This is a genomic window from Mycobacterium sp. MMS18-G62 (assembly GCF_053877835.1).
Map to the genome: position 1 here is coordinate 1,308,994 of NZ_CM132662.1, position 16,748 is coordinate 1,325,741.

The 16,748-nt window shown below is 65.5% G+C and carries 17 protein-coding genes; 10 read left to right on the plus strand and 7 right to left on the minus strand.

Annotated elements, in window-relative coordinates:
- Positions 1–16 precede the first annotated feature (16 nt).
- The 6 genes from fadD3 (at position 17) to ACWW36_RS06520 (ending at position 6,574) form a co-directional block, all read left to right on the plus strand.
- The gene (gene fadD3 / locus ACWW36_RS06495) at positions 17–1,546 is read left to right on the plus strand and encodes a 3-((3aS,4S,7aS)-7a-methyl-1,5-dioxo-octahydro-1H-inden-4-yl)propanoate--CoA ligase FadD3 (RefSeq protein ID WP_456140768.1); all 1,530 of its coding nucleotides are present in this window, start codon (positions 17–19) and stop codon (positions 1,544–1,546) included.
- Between the two features lies 1 nt (position 1,547).
- Entirely contained in the window at positions 1,548–2,672 is a 1,125-nt protein-coding gene (locus tag ACWW36_RS06500; protein ID WP_456140769.1) for an acyl-CoA dehydrogenase family protein, read from the plus strand.
- A gap of 15 nt (positions 2,673–2,687) precedes the next feature.
- Positions 2,688–3,656, plus strand: coding sequence for an acyl-CoA dehydrogenase family protein (locus tag ACWW36_RS06505; RefSeq protein ID WP_456140770.1), 969 nt, complete (start codon positions 2,688–2,690; stop codon positions 3,654–3,656).
- Complete coding sequence (ipdE2, locus tag ACWW36_RS06510; RefSeq protein WP_456140771.1) at positions 3,653–4,594, plus strand: acyl-CoA dehydrogenase IpdE2; 942 nt, start codon at positions 3,653–3,655, stop codon at positions 4,592–4,594. The genes ACWW36_RS06505 and ipdE2 overlap by 4 nt, the downstream gene beginning before the upstream one ends.
- 79 nt (positions 4,595–4,673) lie before the next feature.
- A complete protein-coding gene (locus tag ACWW36_RS06515; protein ID WP_456142383.1) occupies positions 4,674–5,783 on the plus strand; it encodes a pyridoxal phosphate-dependent aminotransferase in 1,110 nt (369 codons plus the stop codon).
- A 17-nt stretch (positions 5,784–5,800) separates the two neighbouring features.
- Positions 5,801–6,574 carry an enoyl-CoA hydratase/isomerase family protein gene (locus ACWW36_RS06520; protein ID WP_456140772.1) on the plus strand — a complete coding sequence of 258 codons (774 nt, stop codon included), beginning with the start codon at positions 5,801–5,803 and terminating at the stop codon, positions 6,572–6,574.
- Here the strand turns inward: ACWW36_RS06520 and ACWW36_RS06525 are convergent.
- From ACWW36_RS06525 to ACWW36_RS06535, 3 genes are read right to left on the minus strand one after another with little or no spacing between them, the layout of a single operon-like run.
- Positions 6,571–8,466 (minus strand): acetoacetate--CoA ligase, encoded by a 1,896-nt coding sequence (locus ACWW36_RS06525; RefSeq protein ID WP_456140773.1) that lies wholly within the window; start codon positions 8,464–8,466, stop codon positions 6,571–6,573. The genes ACWW36_RS06520 and ACWW36_RS06525 overlap by 4 nt on opposite strands.
- Complete coding sequence (locus tag ACWW36_RS06530) at positions 8,463–9,209, minus strand: 3-hydroxybutyrate dehydrogenase (protein ID WP_456140774.1); 747 nt, start codon at positions 9,207–9,209, stop codon at positions 8,463–8,465. The genes ACWW36_RS06525 and ACWW36_RS06530 overlap by 4 nt, the downstream gene beginning before the upstream one ends.
- The gene (locus tag ACWW36_RS06535) at positions 9,206–10,498 is read right to left on the minus strand and encodes an MFS transporter (protein WP_456142384.1); all 1,293 of its coding nucleotides are present in this window, start codon (positions 10,496–10,498) and stop codon (positions 9,206–9,208) included. The genes ACWW36_RS06530 and ACWW36_RS06535 overlap by 4 nt, the downstream gene beginning before the upstream one ends.
- A gap of 146 nt (positions 10,499–10,644) precedes the next feature.
- Between ACWW36_RS06535 and ACWW36_RS06540 the strand changes: the two genes are divergently transcribed.
- From ACWW36_RS06540 to ACWW36_RS06555, 4 genes are all read left to right on the plus strand, one after another.
- Entirely contained in the window at positions 10,645–11,601 is a 957-nt protein-coding gene (locus ACWW36_RS06540; protein ID WP_456142385.1) for a LysR family transcriptional regulator, read from the plus strand.
- Positions 11,602–11,610: 9 nt separating this feature from the next.
- Positions 11,611–12,384, plus strand: a complete 774-nt coding sequence (locus tag ACWW36_RS06545) for an alpha/beta fold hydrolase (protein WP_456140775.1) — start codon at positions 11,611–11,613, stop codon at positions 12,382–12,384.
- A gap of 4 nt (positions 12,385–12,388) precedes the next feature.
- Entirely contained in the window at positions 12,389–12,634 is a 246-nt protein-coding gene (locus ACWW36_RS06550; RefSeq protein ID WP_456140776.1) for a fibronectin-binding protein, read from the plus strand.
- A gap of 133 nt (positions 12,635–12,767) precedes the next feature.
- On the plus strand, positions 12,768–13,118 hold the full coding sequence (locus tag ACWW36_RS06555; RefSeq protein ID WP_456140777.1) for a hypothetical protein: 351 nt from the start codon (positions 12,768–12,770) through the stop codon (positions 13,116–13,118).
- Positions 13,119–13,130: 12 nt separating this feature from the next.
- Here ACWW36_RS06555 and hsaB read toward each other — a convergent pair whose 3' ends face one another.
- The 4 genes from hsaB to hsaA are packed head-to-tail and all read right to left on the minus strand — an operon-like array spanning position 13,131 to position 16,683.
- On the minus strand, positions 13,131–13,697 hold the full coding sequence (gene hsaB, locus ACWW36_RS06560; RefSeq protein WP_456140778.1) for a 3-hydroxy-9,10-secoandrosta-1,3,5(10)-triene-9,17-dione monooxygenase reductase subunit: 567 nt from the start codon (positions 13,695–13,697) through the stop codon (positions 13,131–13,133).
- Positions 13,697–14,599 (minus strand): iron-dependent extradiol dioxygenase HsaC, encoded by a 903-nt coding sequence (hsaC, locus tag ACWW36_RS06565; protein WP_456140779.1) that lies wholly within the window; start codon positions 14,597–14,599, stop codon positions 13,697–13,699. Before hsaC ends, hsaB begins: the two co-directional genes overlap by 1 nt.
- Positions 14,596–15,486 (minus strand): 4,5:9,10-diseco-3-hydroxy-5,9,17-trioxoandrosta-1(10),2-diene-4-oate hydrolase, encoded by an 891-nt coding sequence (hsaD, locus tag ACWW36_RS06570; protein WP_456140780.1) that lies wholly within the window; start codon positions 15,484–15,486, stop codon positions 14,596–14,598. Before hsaD ends, hsaC begins: the two co-directional genes overlap by 4 nt.
- Positions 15,487–15,498: 12 nt before the next feature.
- Positions 15,499–16,683: a 3-hydroxy-9,10-secoandrosta-1,3,5(10)-triene-9,17-dione monooxygenase oxygenase subunit gene (gene hsaA / locus ACWW36_RS06575; RefSeq protein WP_456140781.1), complete on the minus strand. Its 1,185-nt coding sequence runs from the start codon at positions 16,681–16,683 to the stop codon at positions 15,499–15,501.
- Positions 16,684–16,748 lie beyond the last annotated feature (65 nt).

A 16,748-nucleotide genomic window follows, 5' to 3' on the forward strand; every position in this document is an offset into this window, starting at 1 on the left:
TGTTAGAGGAGCATCGATGACGACCTCCGCGAGGACCATTCCTGCGGTTCTCGACCGGATTGCCGACCGATTTTCCGACCACGATGCGCTGGTCACCGAGGACCGCCGGTTCACATACGCCGAGCTTCGGGCCGAGGTCCGGCAGGCCGCCGCGGCACTGATCGACCTCGGCGTGGGCCCCGGCGACCGGGTCGCGATCTGGTCGCCGAACACCTGGCACTGGGTCGTCGCATGCCTGGCCACGACCTACGCCGGCGGCGTGCTCGTCCCGCTCAACACCCGGTACACGGCTAGCGAGGCCAGCGACATCCTGGCCCGCACGGGCGCACCGGTGCTCGTCGCGGCCGGCGAGTTCCTTGGCGCCGACAAGGCGGCTGACCTCGACCGTGGCGAGCTGCCGAAGCTGCAACACATCGTGCGGGTGCCCATCGACAAAGAGGACGGCAGCTGGGACGACTTCATGGCGCGGGGAGGCGACCTGGACGCGGCGGATGCGCGGGCAGCGGCCGTCAGGCCCGACGACGTCTCCGACATCCTGTTCACCTCCGGCACCACCGGCCGCAGCAAAGGCGCGTTGTGCGCGCACCGTCAGTCCCTGGCGGGGTCCGCGGCGTGGGCCGAGTGCGGGCAGATCACCAGCGACGACCGCTACCTGTGCATCAACCCGTTCTTCCATAACTTCGGCTACAAGGCCGGCATCCTGGCCTGCCTGCAGACCGGTGCCACGCTGATTCCCCAGCTCACCTTCGACCCCGAGCGGGCCATGGCCGCAGTGCAGGAGCACCGCGTCACCGTGCTGCCTGGGCCGCCGACGATCTATCAGACGCTGCTCGACCATCCCAAACGCTCTGATTACGACCTGACCTCGCTGCGGTTCGCCGTCACCGGCGCCGCGGTGGTGCCGGTCGTGTTGATCGAGCGCATGCAAACCGAGCTGGACATCGACATCGTGCTGACCGCCTACGGCCTCACCGAAGCCAACGGGTTCGGCACGATGTGCCGCGCCGACGACGATGCGGTCACCGTCGCCACTACATGCGGTCGTCCCATTGCCGATTTCGAGCTGCGCATCGGCGACCACGATGAAGTGCTGCTGCGCGGGCCCAACGTCATGCTCGGCTACCTCGACGACCCAGAAGCCACCGCAGCCGCAATTGATGCCGAGGGTTGGCTGCACACCGGTGACGTGGGGCGCGTCGACGACGACGGCAACCTCACGATCACCGATCGACTAAAAGACATGTACATCTGCGGCGGTTTCAATGTCTATCCCGCCGAGATCGAGCAAGTGCTCGCGCGCCTCGACGGAGTGGCCGAATCGGCGGTCATCGGTGTGCCCGACGAGCGGCTCGGCGAGGTCGGCAAGGCTTTCGTCGTGATTAAGCCTGGTGCCACGCTGGACGAGCAGTCCGTAATCGCTTATACACGACAGTATTTGGCCAACTTCAAGACCCCACGGTCGGTGGAGTTCCTCGACGTGCTTCCGCGCAACCCCGGCGGCAAAGTGGTCAAGCCTCTCTTGCGCCAACACAGTGAAAGGGCCTGAATTGGACCTGAACTTTGACGACTCCACCCTCGAGTTCCAGGCCGAGGTGCGCGACTTCCTGTCGGCGAACAAGGATTCGTTCCCAACGAAGTCGTACGACACCGCAGAAGGTTTCGAGCAACACCGGCGCTGGGACAAGGTACTTTTCGACGCCGGCCTGTCGGTGATCACCTGGCCCGAGAAGTACGGCGGTCGCGACGCCACCCTGCTGCAATGGGTCGTGTACGAGGAGGAGTATTTCCGCGCAGGCGCGCCGGGACGGGCCAGCGCCAACGGGACATCGATGCTAGCGCCGACGCTGTTCGCGCACGGCACCGAAGAACAACTGGATCGCGTGCTGCCGAAAATGGCGAGCGGCGAGGAGATCTGGGCGCAGGCGTGGTCGGAGCCGGAGTCCGGCAGCGATCTGGCGTCGCTGCGCTCGACGGCCACCAAGACAGACGGCGGCTGGCTGCTCAACGGCCAGAAGATCTGGAGCTCACGAGCACCCTTCGGCGACAGGGCCTTTGGACTGTTTCGCTCTGACCCGGAGGCCGAGCGTCATCGCGGCCTGACGTACTTCATGTTCGACCTGGAGGCAGACGGCATCACCGTCCGGCCCATCGCGCAGCTCGGCGGAGATACCGGGTTCGGCGAGATCTTCCTCGACGACGTTTTCGTACCCGACAACGACGTGATCGGCGATGTGCACGACGGCTGGCGCGCGGCGATGAGCACGTCGAGCAACGAACGCGGCATGTCGCTGCGCAGCCCCGCCCGCTTCGTCGCACCGGCGGAACGGCTTGTGGCGCAGTGGAAGACCGATCCAAACGAGGCATTCGCCGACCGCGTGGCCGACGCGTGGATCAAGGCGCAGGCCTACCGGCTGCACACGTTCGGGACCGTCACACGGCTGGCCGCCGGCGGCGAGCTGGGTGCCGAGTCGTCGGTGACCAAGGTGTTCTGGTCAGATCTCGATGTGGCGCTGCATCAGACGGCACTGGACATGCGGGGTGCCGACGCTGAGCTCGCGGACTCGTGGACAGAGGGACTGCTGTTTGCGCTCGGCGGCCCGATCTACGCCGGCACCAACGAGATTCAGCGCAACATTATTGCCGAGCGGCTGCTGGGCCTGCCCCGAAAATGAAGGTGAAATTCGACTGTGTTTTTTGAGACTGACGAACAGCAGCGCGATTTCGCCGCCAGCATCGACGCGGCACTGGCGTCCGCCGATCTGCCGGGCGCGGTGCGCGCATGGGCCCAAGGCGATACCGCACCGGGCCGCAAGGTGTGGGCACGGCTTGCCGACCTCGGCGTCACCGCGCTGATGGTTCCGGAGAAGTTCGACGGGATCGAGGCGCATCCTGTCGACCTGGTCGTCGCCGCGGAACGGCTTGGCCGGTGGTGCGTCCCGGGACCAGTCACCGAATCCATCGCTGTCGCACCGATTCTGCTCGCCGACGACGAACGATCCGCCGCCCTGGCCGCCGGTGAACTCATCGCAACCGTCGCCCTGCCGCCACGCGTGCCGCGTGCCGTGGACGCCGATACCGCGGGCCTGATCCTGGTGGCCGCAGACGACGCCGTCCGCGAAGCCACGGCGGGAGATCAACACGAATCCGTCGATCCGAGTCGAAAGCTGTTCGACGTCAACGCATCCGGCGATTCTCAGGCAGCAGACGTGGCACGCGCATTCGAGTTCGGTGTGCTAGCCACGGCCGCACAGCTGGTCGGCGCCGGTCAGGCGATGCTGGACATGTCCGTCGAATACGCCAAGCAACGAAGCCAATTCGGCCGGGTGATCGGCACCTACCAAGCGATCAAGCACAAGCTGGCGGATGTGCACATCGCCGTCGAACTGGCGCGTCCGCTTGTCTATGCGGCGGCGCTGTCACTGGCCAGCGACAACACTGGGGCATCACCCGGCACCGCGCGCGACGTCAGCGCTGCACAGGCGGCGGCCGCAGACGCCGCGCTATTGGCGGCGCGCTCGTCACTGCAGACCCACGGGGCCATCGGCTTCACCCAGGAGCACGACCTGTCGCTGTGGCTGCTGCGCGTGCAGGCCCTGCGTTCGGCATGGGGTGATCCGACATGGCATCGCCGCCGGGTATTGGAGGCCCTCTCGTGACTGAAGAACGGGAACTGCTGCGCCAAACCGTCGTGGCGCTGGTCGAAAAGCACGCGTCCCCAGCAGCGGTGCGCGAGGCGATGGCGTCCGAGCACGGCTACGACGAGTCGCTGTGGAAGCTGCTGTGCGAGCAGGTCGGTGCCGCCGCTCTCGTGGTGCCTGAGGAGTTGGGCGGCGCCGGTGGGGAGCTCGCCGACGCCGCCGTCGTGCTCGAGGAGCTGGCCAAGGGATTGGTGCCGACGCCGCTGCTGGGCACCACGCTTGCCGAGCTCGCGCTACTGACGGCTGACGAACCGGACGCCGACGCCCTCGAGGGTCTCGCCGAGGGCACGAAGATCGGCGCCGTCGTCTTCGACCCCGGCTATGTGGTCAACGGCGACATCGCCGACGTGGTCATCGCCGCCGACGGCACGACGCTGAACCGCTGGACAACTTTCACCGCTGAGCCGTCCGACACCATGGACCTGACGCGTCGGCTCTCGCGGGTCGAGCCGCAAGACACGGCCGAGATCGGTGCCGATCCTGGGCTGGGCGAAACCGCCGCGATCCTGCTGGCCGCCGAGCAGATCGGCGCCGCCACGAAGTGTCTCGATCTGACCGTCGAATACACGAAGGACCGCGTGCAATTCGGCCGGCCGATCGGCAGCTTCCAGGCGCTCAAGCACCGGATGGCGGACCTGTACGTCGCGGTGCAGTCCGCGCGGGCTGTCGTCAACGACGCAATCGCCGAACCGTCGCCGGCTTCGGCCGCGCTGGCCCGCGTCGCGGCCAGTGAGGCGTTCTCCAAGGTCGCAGCCGAAGCGGTGCAGATGCACGGCGGCATCGCGATCACGTGGGAGCACGACATCCAGCTGTACTTCAAGCGCGCGCACGCCAGCGCGCAGCTGCTCGGGCCGCCGCGGGAGCATCTGCGTCGGCTCGAATCCGAGGTGTTCTAGCGTTGACGACGTGAGCGCCGCGGACGCGAGGAGCACAGGGGGCCCCGCGCTGCGGGCCGGGATTCCGCCGTTCTATGTGATGGACGTGTGGCTGGCCGCCGCCGAGCGCCAGCGCACGCACGGCGATTTGGTCAACCTGTCGGCCGGCCAGCCGAGTGCGGGCGCACCCGCTGCCGTGCGAGATGCCGCCAAGGAGGCTTTGGACAGCGGCCCACTCGGGTACACCGTCGCACTCGGCATTCCGGAGCTGCGGACCGCGATCGCGGGTTCGTACAAGGACCGGCACAGCCTCGATGTCGACCCGAATGACGTCGTGATCACCACCGGCTCGAGCGGCGGGTTCCTGTTGGCGTTCCTGGCGTGCTTCGACGTCGGCGACCGGGTGGCCATCGCGAGTCCCGGTTATCCCTGTTACCGCAATATTCTGTCGGCGCTCGGCTGCGAGGTCGTTGAGATCCCCTGCGGGCCGGACACCCGGTTCCAGCCGACCGCGCAGATGCTGCGAGAACTGGACCCGCCGATCAAAGGCGTAATCGTCGCAAGCCCGGCCAACCCGACAGGGACGGTGATTCCACCTGGCGAACTCGCGGCGATCGCGTCGTGGTGTGAGGCCTCGGGTGTGCGATTGATCAGCGACGAGGTGTATCACGGGCTGGTCTACGAGGGCGCACCGGCGACCAGCTGCGCGTGGGAAACGTCACGAGATGCCGTGGTGGTCAACAGCTTCTCGAAGTACTTCGCGATGACTGGCTGGCGGCTCGGCTGGCTGCTGGTGCCGCAGGAGCTGCAGCGTGCGGTGGATTGCTTGACGGGAAACTTCACAATCTGCCCGCCGGCACTGGCGCAGGTCGCCGCCGTCGCGGCGTTCACGCCGGAATCGGTGGCGGAGGCCGATGCGCTGCTGCATCACTACGCGGCGAATCGCCAGCTGCTGCTCGATGGGCTTCGTAAGATCGGCATCGACAAAGTGGCGCCGACCGACGGCGCATTCTACGTCTACGCCGATGTCTCGCATCTGACCACGGATTCGCTCTCGTTTTGCTCAAAGCTGTTGGAGGACACCGGTGTTGCGATCGCGCCGGGTATCGATTTCGACACCGTCCGCGGCGGCGCGTTCGTCCGGCTGTCGTTCGCAGGCCCGACGGGCGATATCGACGAGGCTCTGCGCCGCATCGGCAGCTGGCTCTAGCGAACTAAGCTGCGGCCATGAGCCTGGTTACCTATGAGCTCCAAGACCACATTGCGACCATCACCCTCAATCGCCCGCAAGCGCGCAATGCCATCAACGGCGCCCTGCGGCAAGACCTGAATGCGGCTTGGGACCGGTTCCGCGACGACGAGGAAGCCTGGGTGGCGATCCTGACGGCGAACGGGGATGTCTTCTGCGCCGGCGGCGATCTGAAGGACGGCGAGGGGTCGGTCGGCACGTTTGGCGGCACTTTTTGGGAAAAGCCCACGATCAACTCTTTCGAGAGCGGAATGGAACTGTTCAAGCCGACGATCGCGGCCGTACACGGGCCGTGCATCGGCTATGGGCTCACCGGAGTGCTCTTCTGCGACTTCGTGATTGCCACGACCGACGCGGTGTTTTCCTTCCCCGAGGTGTCCATCGGAGTCCCCACCATCGTCGGGGCCATCCGGCTCCCGCAGCGGGTCGGTTGGGCCAATGCCATGGAGTTGCTGCTGACAGGCAAACCGATGAGCGCCCAGCGGGCCAAGGAAGTCGGTTTGGTGTGGAAGCTGGTCGAGCCTGAACAGCTGCAGGAGGAGGCCCGGACGTGGGCCAAAACCCTCACGGAGGCCGCACCCTTGGCTCAGCGCGCGACCAAGGAGGTGGCGTGGCGCACCGCGGACATGGGCTGGATCGAGTCGGTTCGCTTCGGTGAGACCATGCGCAAGGTGGTCGCGGTCACCGAGGACGTGGCCGAGGGTATTCGGGCATGGCGCGAAAAACGCAAGCCGGATTGGCGGGGCCGTTAGCGCTTCTGGTCCGCGTACCAGTCGAGCAGTGCCGGGTCGTCGACGGCGCTGCGTTCCACCACGTTCGCGGGGTCGGCGCCTTGGAACAGCTTCTTGATCGGCACCTCGAGCTTCTTGCCGGTGCGGGTGTGCGGAACACCGGGCGCGACAAGGATTTCGTCGGGGACGTGCCGCGGCGACACCTCGGAGCGGATCGTGGCCTTGATGCGCTCCTGTAGCTCGTCGGTCAACTCCGCATCATCGGCGAGTACCACGAACAGCGGCATCCAGTACCCGCCGTCGGGTTGCTCTGCGCCGATCACGAGCGCCTCCGCGACCTCCGGCAGGCGCTCGACAGCCTGGTAGATATCCGCGCTGCCCATGCGGATGCCGTGCCGGTTCAACGTCGAATCCGACCGGCCGTGCACGATGATGCTGCCGTGCTCGGTGATCGTGATCCAGTCGCCATGACGCCACACGCCGGGAAACATCTCGAAATACGCTGCGCGATAGCGTGATCCGTCAGCATCGTTCCAAAACGCCACTGGCATCGACGGCATCGGCTTCGTGATGACCAGCTCGCCGACCTCGCCACGCACCGGCTTCCCGGATTCGTCCCAGGCATCCAACGCCACGCCCAGATACGGTGCTGACAGCTCCCCCGGCCACACGGGCACGGTCCGCACGCCGCCGATGAACGCCGACACCACATCGGTTCCGCCGCTGATCGACGCAACCTGGACATGCTCACCGACGTTGTCGCCCAACCACAATGACGACGACGGCGGCAATGACGAGCCGGTGATGCCGACCGTCCGCAGCGCCGATAGGTCATGCTCCTTGCGTGGCACCGCGCCGGCTTTGGCGCAACCGAGCACATAGCCCGGACTTGTCCCGAGGACCGTCGCCCGGACGCGGGCCGCGATGTCCCACAGCGCGTCGGGCTTCGGGAAGGTGGGGCTGCCGTCGTAGCAGACGATGGTCGCACCCACGAGCAGGCCGGCCACCTGGAAATTCCACATCATCCAGCTAGGGCTGGTGAACCAGAAGAACGTGTCGTCGCGCCCGATATCCGACTGCAGCGCAATTGCTTTCAAGTGTTCGAGCAGTACGCCGCCGTGCCCGTGCATGATGCCCTTCGGCAAGCCGGTGGTGCCCGACGAGAACAGGATCCACAGCGCATGGTCGAAATCGACTGGGACGGTCTGCAGCGGGTGATCGACCGTGGCCGCGAGCTCTGACGCCATCACGGTGGCCTTCAGCGTCGGCAGGCCTGCTTGCAGAGCGGCGATGTCGTCGTGCTTGTCGTGCGTTTTCCCGCCATACTGGTAGCCCTCCGACGTCACCAGCACTACCGGCTCCAGCTGACCCAAACGATCCAGCGCAGCCTTGGCCGAGTAATCCTGGCCGCAGGCGCTCCAGATCGCGCCGATGCTGGCCGTCGCCAGGAACGCGATGACCGCCTCCGGGATGTTCGGCAGGTACCCCACGACACGATCTCCCGTGGCCACCCCAAGTGACCGAAGTCGATCTGCGAAAGCCGCAGTGCGGCTGATTAATTCGGCCCAGGACAGTTCGGTGACGGATTCATCCTCGCTGACGTACAGGATCGCGGGGCGGTCGGTGCGGGCGTTGCGGACAATCTGGTCGACGTAGTTGAGCTGCGTGCCGGTGAACCATCGCGCGCCCGGCATCTGTGCATCGTCGAGCACCCGATCGGGCCGGTCGCCGAGCTCGAAGTAATCCCATAGCGAGGCCCAGAACGCGGCCGGATCATCGACCGACCATTGCCACAGTGATTTGTAGTCGACGGCGGAGACACCGGTGCGCTGCTGCACGAACCGGGCGAAGTCCGTCACCCGCGCACGCGAGATGTCTTCGTCGGTCGGGACCCATTGGGGCGAATCGGTCATCGAGAGCTCCATCCGCCGTCCATCGTGTACGAGGCGCCTGTCACCATGCCCGCGGCCGGCGAGGCGAGCCATCCGACCAGGTCGGCAACCTCTTCTGGCTCCACGAGCCGCTTGATCGCGCTTTCCTTCAGCAGGATATCTGCCACCACCTGGTCCTCGGGAACGCCGTGTGTGCGGGCCTGGTCGGCGATCTGCTTGGTCACCAGTGGCGTTCGCACATATCCAGGGTTTACGCAGTTGCTCGTCACCTCATGCGGGCCGCCCTCCAAGGCGGTGACCTTGGACAGGCCTTCGAGTGCATGCTTGGCCGTGACGTAGGCGACCTTGTACTCGGAGGCCCGAATGCCGTGCACCGACGAGATGTTGATGATGCGGCCGAACTTCTGCCCATACATGTGGGGCAGCGACGCGCGAATGAGGAGAAACGGCACTTCGACCATCAGCGCCATCATCGATCGGAACACCTCGGGCGGAAAGTCCTCGATCGGGGCGATGCTCTGCACGCCGGCGTTGTTGACCAGGATGTCGGTCTCCAGCCGAAGGGTCTCCAGCTGCGCGACGTCGAGAAGGTCGACGGCCCAGGCTTTTCCGCCGATGTCCTGAGCCAGCTTCTTGGCTGCGACCTCGTCGACGTCGGCGACGGTGACCGTCGCACCGCGGGCGGCAAGCTCGCGCGCACAGGCCGCACCGATGCCGCTCGCGCCACCGGTGACCAGTGCGGAGCGGCCGCTCAGGTCCGTCATACGACGCCAGCCTTGGCGAGTTCCTCGCGGTCGGCCTGATCGATCGAGGCCAGGTCGATGCCCTTGGTCTCACGGGTGAAGTAGACGGCGATCAGTGTGACGATGGCGGCCGCCGCCAGGTAGACCGCGATCGGCACCGAGGAGTCGTACGCCTTGAGCAGGGCCGCTGCGATCGACGGTGCCAGCGAGCCGGCGAAGATCGCAGTGACCTGATAGCCAAGGGACACACCGGAATACCGCATCCGCGTCGGGAACATCTCGGCCATGATCGCCGGCTGCGGGGCGTACATGATCGCGTGGATCACCAGGCCGATGATGATGGCGCTCATGATCAGCAGATAGTTCGCGGTGTCCATCATCGGGAACGCGAAGAAACCCCACGTGCCCGCCGCGAGAGCGCCGACGAAGTACACCGGACGCCGGCCGTAACGGTCGGACAGCCTGCCGATCTGCGGAATGACGATGAAGTGCACAGCATGCGCGGCCAGCAGCCACCACAGGATGTCGGCGGTGTTGGCGTGTACCTGTTCCTTGAGGTAGACGATCGAGAAGGTGACCACAAGGTAGTACATGATGTTCTCGGCCAGCCGCAGGCCCATCGCGGTGAAAACGCCTCGGGGATAACGCTTTAGCACCTCGACGACGCCGAAGGAGACGGCCTTGACCCGTTCGACCTCCTGCTGCGCTTCGAGGAAGATCGGCGCGTCGGTGACCTTCGTCCGGATGTAGTAGCCGACCAGCACCACCACCGCCGACAACCAGAATGCGACCCGCCATCCCCACGACAGGAATGCCGAATCCGACAGTGTCCCGTTGAGCACCAGCAACACCACAGTCGCGAGCATGTTTCCGACTGGCACTGCGGCCTGCGGCCAACTGGCCCAGAATGCGCGACTCTGGTTGGGGCTGTGCTCGGCGACCAGTAACACCGCGCCGCCCCATTCGCCCCCAACTGCGAAGCCCTGCAGGAACCGCAGTGTCACGAGCAACACCGGAGCCCAATAACCGACTTGTGCGAACGTCGGCAGACATCCCATCAGAACCGTCACCGCGCCGACCATCAAGAGGCTGAACTGCAGCAGCTTCTTGCGGCCGTACTTGTCACCGAAGTGCCCGAAAACCACGCCGCCTAGCGGGCGAGCTAGGAAGCCGACCGCGTAGGTCAGCAGCGCGGCGATGATCGCGTCGAGGTCGCTGTCGCTCTTGGCGAAGAAGATCTTGCCGAAAACCAGCGTGGCGGCGGTGCCGTAGAGGAAGAACTCGTACCACTCGACGACGGTGCCCGCCATCGAGGCGGCAACCACTCGCTTGAGGCCGGTCGGGATGGACTCGCGTTCACCTTCGGTGGTCTCGGTGCTGATGGTCAATTCAGGCTCCTCGTTGTGACGCGGCACACAGATGCGTGTGAGTATTCATGCAGGTGCTTGACGGCGCAATGGCCAAATCTGCAGGAGCCATCTGCAAAAATGCAGAAATGACCGGTCCCTCGTCCAGCCGCCGCCCCAGCGCCGATGACCTGCTGGTGCTGCTGGCCGTCGGCCGCTCTGGGCGCTACAACATCGCCGCTGAGGAGCTCGGACTGAATCACACCACCATCTCCCGCCGCATCGCCGCGCTCGAAGAGTCGATCGGCGGCCGGGTGCTGGCGCGCGTCGGCGGCGGCTGGGAGCTGACCGACCTCGGCCGGGAAGCGCTGGCCGCGGCCGAAGCCGTCGAAACGGCGGTCCGCTCGCTGACGGTCGACTCCGCCGGCGCGCGCACATTGGAGGGTGTGGTGCGGATATCGGCGACCGACGGGTTCTCCGCATACATCGCGGCCCCGGCAGCGGCCCAGGTGCAGCGCAAGCATCCGCGCGTGGCCGTCGAGATCGTGGCGGCAACCCGACGCGCCACCCAACAGCGGTCGGGCCTCGACGTCGAGGTCGTGGTCGGTGAACCGAAGGTGCACCGCGCCAAGGCGATCCGGCTTGGTGACTATTGCCTCGGCCTATACGGCGCCCGTGACTACCTAGCGGAGCACGGCACGCCGACGAGTGTCGCGGACCTTGCGCACTACCCGCTGGTCTACTTCATCGACTCGATGCTGCAGGTCGACGATCTCGACCGGGCAACGAGTTTCGCTCCCGCGATGCGCGAATCAGTCACGTCGACAAACGTTTTCGTGCATGTGGAGGCGACCCGCGCTGCCGCAGGCATCGGCCTGCTGCCGTGCTTCATGGCTGACCGCCACGACGACCTGATCCGTGTGCTGCCCGACGCAGTGGCGATCCGGCTGACGTATTGGCTCGTGACCCGTCCCGAGACGTTGCGCCGGCCGGAAGTCGCGGCCGTCGTCGACGCGATCCGCGCTCGCATGGATGACCAGCGCGACGTGCTGCTGGGTGCGCGCTAGCGTCAACTCATGCCGTTCATCGATCACCCCAAGGGCCGGGCGTACTACCGGCACTGGGCCGCCGCCGAGCCGCGCGCCGCCGTCATCTTCCTGCATGGCTTCGGCGAGCACACGGGCGTCTACCACCGTTACGGCTTCGCCCTGAATGCCGCAGGCATCGACCTGTGGGCCGTCGATCAGTTCGGCCACGGCCTGAGTCCTGGCAATCGGGGTGATTTCGGTTCGATCGAAGACAGCTCGGATCTGGCCGACACATTGACCGAACTTGCAGAAGGCGCCCGGCCGGGGCTGCCGCTCGTCGCCCAGGGGCATTCGTTCGGTGCGGTGGTGACATTGTTCCGCTTATTGGGGCAACCGGATCGCTATCGAGCCGGCGTGATCTCCGGTGCGCCGCTGGTTCCCGTCCCCGAACTGCTCGACACCGACAGCGATTTGGACCTCGATCCCAGTTGGCTGTCCGGCGACCCGTTCTATCTGGATTCAATGGAGAACGACCCACTGGCGTTCGTCGATGCCGACGGCAAGCCGCTGGCCCGTGAACTCGACAGGGCGTGGGACCGGTTCGGCGCGGAGCTGCCGACGTTGTCCGTTCCGACGGTGGCGATACACGGCGAAAACGATCCGATTGCGCCGATTAGTGCTGTGCATGCCTACGCAGAGCAGATCGACGCACTGCAGGTCGCGGACTTCCCCGGCGCGCATCACGACATCCTCAACGAGGCCGTTCACGCCGAGGTGGCCGCGACCATCGTGGACTTCATCGAGAAGCAAGCGCTAGGGTGACGCGATGGTGAAGAAGGCGGTGATCGCCGCAGTTGGCGCTCTAACGGCGGGCCTGCTGTTCGCCGCGCCGGCCACCGCCGAGCCAGGCAACCCGTGCGAATTGGCCATCAACTTCTTGTGCCGGTTCGTCCCCGTCGCGCCCGAGCTGGACCACGACATCGACCTCACCCAGCAGCAAGCTGTCGACCCCAACGCGCCGCCACCGGACTCGCTTCCGCCGGCCAACCCCTGCGCGGCGGGCTGCATCTAGCGCCCGATTGGCCGTACCCGACGCCAGGCCGTTGGCATCCCCTGTGGGGTTTGCCGAAAAGTAACTCCTCCCAGTAGGCAAAGGCGTTAATGTGCGCTGGGACGGGGAGCATGAACAATATGGGGGAACAATCGTGTCGACAAAATCGGTGAGGGCCGCCGTATGCGGCGTTGGCTTGGCACTCGCGTGGCTTTCCGCCGCGGCGATTCCTACGGCGGCTGCCCTACCTGGGCTTGCCCCTCCGCTCGGCCCGCAGGTCGAACAACCGTGTAACGACTTCGACAAACTCGCCTACGACCCCTCGGCTGGTCAGATCGTCTGCAATGGAAGTGAATGGTCCCTGTCGGTCATACCGGTTGGCGTCCAGCGCATCGGGGCAGCCTGCCTGCCGGACCAGATCGATCGGCAGTTCGCTACATCGGACGACGGCTACCTGATCTACTGCCCGTCCTCGACCGGGGTGTGGGGTCTTTACCAGCCGTAGCTGAGAACGTCGCTACAGCCAGGTGTCGTCGGTGGTGGCGGTGAGGAACGCCTCCAGGTCGTCTCGCCACTGAGCCGGCGTGTTCTTGTCGGGCTCGATGCCGGTGTACTGACCGCGGTAGAACAGCAGCGGTCTGGGCTTCTTGTGAGGCACGTCGGACATCGAATGTACCGCGCCGAACACGACGAAGTGATCGCCGCCGTCGTGCACAGAATGCACCGTGCAGTCGATGTGCGCGAGCGTGTCGTTGATGACGGGTGAGCCCAGTTTGGAAGGGCGCCATTCGATTCCGGCGAATTTGTCCGGCTCCTTGGATCCGAACCGCGCGGAGACGTCCTTCTGGTTCTCGTGTAGCACGTTCACACAGAATCGGCCGCTCGCCTCGATCGCCTGCCACGACCGCGACACCTTCGTCGGACAGAACAACACCAGCGGTGGCTCGAGCGACAGCGCCGCGAACGACTGGCACGCAAATCCGATCGGCGAGCCGTCGTGCATCGTGGTGATCACAGTGATCCCGGTGCAGAACTGCCCGAGCACATTACGGAATGTGCGAGGGTCTAGCGGTTCGGGTGTCACTAGCCCTTGAAGCCGATGCTGAAGTCGTGACCCCACAGACTGACCGCTGTGCTTTCGCGGGCGATCCAGTCATGATCGTCGACCTTCAGTCCTTCGCAGCCGAATTCGACGTCGAAGCCGCCCGGCGTCTTCATGTAGAAGGACAGCATTTTGTCGTTGACGTGACGGCCGAGTGTCGCCGACATCGGCACCTTGCGCCGCAGCGCGCGGTCCAGGCACAACCCGACGTCATCGGGGCTCTGCACCTCGACCATCAAATGAACGATGCCACTTGGTGTTTCGCCAGGCATGAATGCCAGGCTGTGGTGTCGTGGATTGACACCGAAGAAGCGTAGCCATGCGGGAGGGCCATCGGCAGGCCGGCCGACCAGCTGCGGCGGCAGCCGCATCGAGTCACGCAGATAAAACCCGAGCACGTCGCGGTAGAAGTGCAGCGACTCCGCGTCGTCACGGGTGGTGAGCACCACGTGCCCCAGGCCCTGTTCTTCGGTGACGAACTTGTGTCCGTAGGGGCTGACCACGCGACGGTGCTCCAGCGCCGCGCCGTGGAACACCTCCAACGTGTTGCCCGACGGATCCTGGAACCGGATCAGCTCGTCGACGCGACGGTCGGCCAGCTCAGCGGCGGTGGCCTCTTTGTAGGGAGTGCCTTCGAGGTCGAGCCGGTTGCGGATGTCTTGCAGCGCTGCGGCATTGGCGGTCTCCCAGCCGGACTCCAGCAGCCGGTCGTGCTCACCCGGCACGATCACCAGCCGGGCCGGGAACTCGTCCATCCGCAGATAGAGCGCGCCCTCGGTCTGGCCCTTACCCTCGACCATGCCGAGCACCTTCAGCCCGTATTCGCGCCAAGCCGCGACATCGGTGGACTCGATGCGCAGATAACCCAGCGACCGGATGCTCACGATCCGCCTCCCAAGAAGTCAACAGTCAGCTTGTTGAATTCGTCGAACTTCTCCAACTGTGCCCAGTGCCCGCACTGCCCGAAGACATGCAGTTGCACCCGCGGGATCTGCTTGAGGGCGACCAGTGCTCCGTCGAGCGGATTGACACGGTCCTCACGACCCCAGATCAGCAGTACCCGCTGACGCAGCTTGTACACCTCACGCCACATCATCCCCAGCTCGAAGTCGGGACCCGCGAACGACTTTCCCATCGCCCGCGCCGCGGCAAGCGACTCGGGCTGGCTGGCGATCTGGAAGCGCTCCTCGATCAGTTCGGGAGTTACGAGCTTCTGGTCGTAGACCATGATGCGCAGGAACTTCTCCATGTTCTCGCGCGTCGGCTCGGCGGTGAACTTGCCAAGCAGCTTCACACCCTCGGTCGGATCGGGGGCGAACAGGTTCACTGATAGCCCGCCAGGACCCATCAGCACCAGCCGGCCCGCACGATCAGGGTTGTCGAGCGCAAACCGTACCGCGGTGCCGCCGCCCAGCGAATTGCCCACCAGCGCAGCACGTTCCAGGCCGAGATGGTCGAAAAGGTTCAGCACCGCGGTGGCGCTGTAGCGGTTGTACTGCTCGTGCTCGGTGTGCTTGTCCGAGTGACCGTAACCGGGCTGGTCGACGGCCAGCACGTGGAAATGCTGCGCCAGCACGGCGATGTTGCGTCCGAAGTTGGACCAGCTCGACGCACCCGGTCCGCCTCCGTGCAGCAGCACGATCGTCTGGTCGTTACCGACGCCGGCTTCGTGGTAGTGCAGCCGCATGTCCTCGCGGACCTGCGCGTAGTGCGATGTCGATTCGAACGTGATCTCTTGCTGTTGTGCGGCTTCTGCGGCGAAGGAGGTCATCAGACCAGCCAATCAGACCATGGTGTCGCCGGGCGGGAGCCCGAACTCGTGGTTTCCGTAAATCAGGTAAGCCCGCTCGGGATCGTTGGCAGCGTGCACACGTCCGGCGTGCGCGTCACGCCAGAAGCGTTGGATCGGAGCGGTATTCGCCAGCGCGGTGGCTCCTGACGCCTCGAACAGCCGGTCGATCGACGCGATCGCGCGGCCGGTGGCACGCACCTGGTCGCGACGGGCGCGGGCACGCAGGTCGAACGGGATCTCCTGGCCCGAAGACAGCAGCGCGTACTCGTCGGCGACGTTGCCGATCAGCTGGCGCCACGCAGCGTCGATATCGCTGGCGGCCTCGGCAATGCGGACCTTCGCGAACGGGTCGTCCTTTGCCTTCTCGCCTGCGAACGCGGCACGCACCCGCTTGCCCTGATGTTCGACGTGTGCCTCGTATGCGCCGTAGGCCATGCCCACGATCGGTGCCGAGATCGTCGTGGGATGCACTGTGCCCCAAGGCATCTTGTACACCGGTGAGGTGTTGGTCTTCAGGCCGCCGGCGGTGTGGTCGTTCATCGACTTGTACGACAGGAAGCGGTGCGTCGGCACGAACACATCCTTGACGACAAGGGTGTTGCTTCCCGTGCCGCGCAACCCGACCACGTGCCAGACGTCGTCGATCTTGTACTCGGTGCGCGGGATCAGGAAGCTACCGAAGTCCACCGGCCTGCCGTCCTTGATGACCGGGCCGCCTACGAAGGTCCACGTGGCGTGGTCGCAACCGGATGACCAGTTCCAGGAGCCGTTGACCAGATAGCCGCCGTCGACAACCTGGCCGGCGCCCATCGGCGCGTACGACGACGACACCCGAACCGACGGGTCGTCGCCCCACACCTCTTGCTGGGCCTCCTGGTCGAACAGCGCCAGGTGCCAGTTGTGGACGCCGACGATGGAGCTGACCCATCCGGTCGAGCCGCATGCGCTGGCGAGCCGGCGAACCGCCTCGTAGAACGCGGTCGGGTCGCACTGATAGCCACCCCACTGCTCGGGCTGCAGCAACTTGAAGAAGCCGATGTCGTCGAGGTCCTTGATCGTCTCCTCGGGAATCTTGCGAAGATCCTCGGTCTCCTGGGCGCGCTTGCGCAGCAGTGGCAGCAAGTCGTCGATGCCGGCTAGGACCGACTGCACGTCACGCTGTTCAATGGACGTCACTGATTTGCCTCCCGAGATAGACCTAGACAGAGATTAGAACACGTTACGATTTGTGTCGAGCAGCG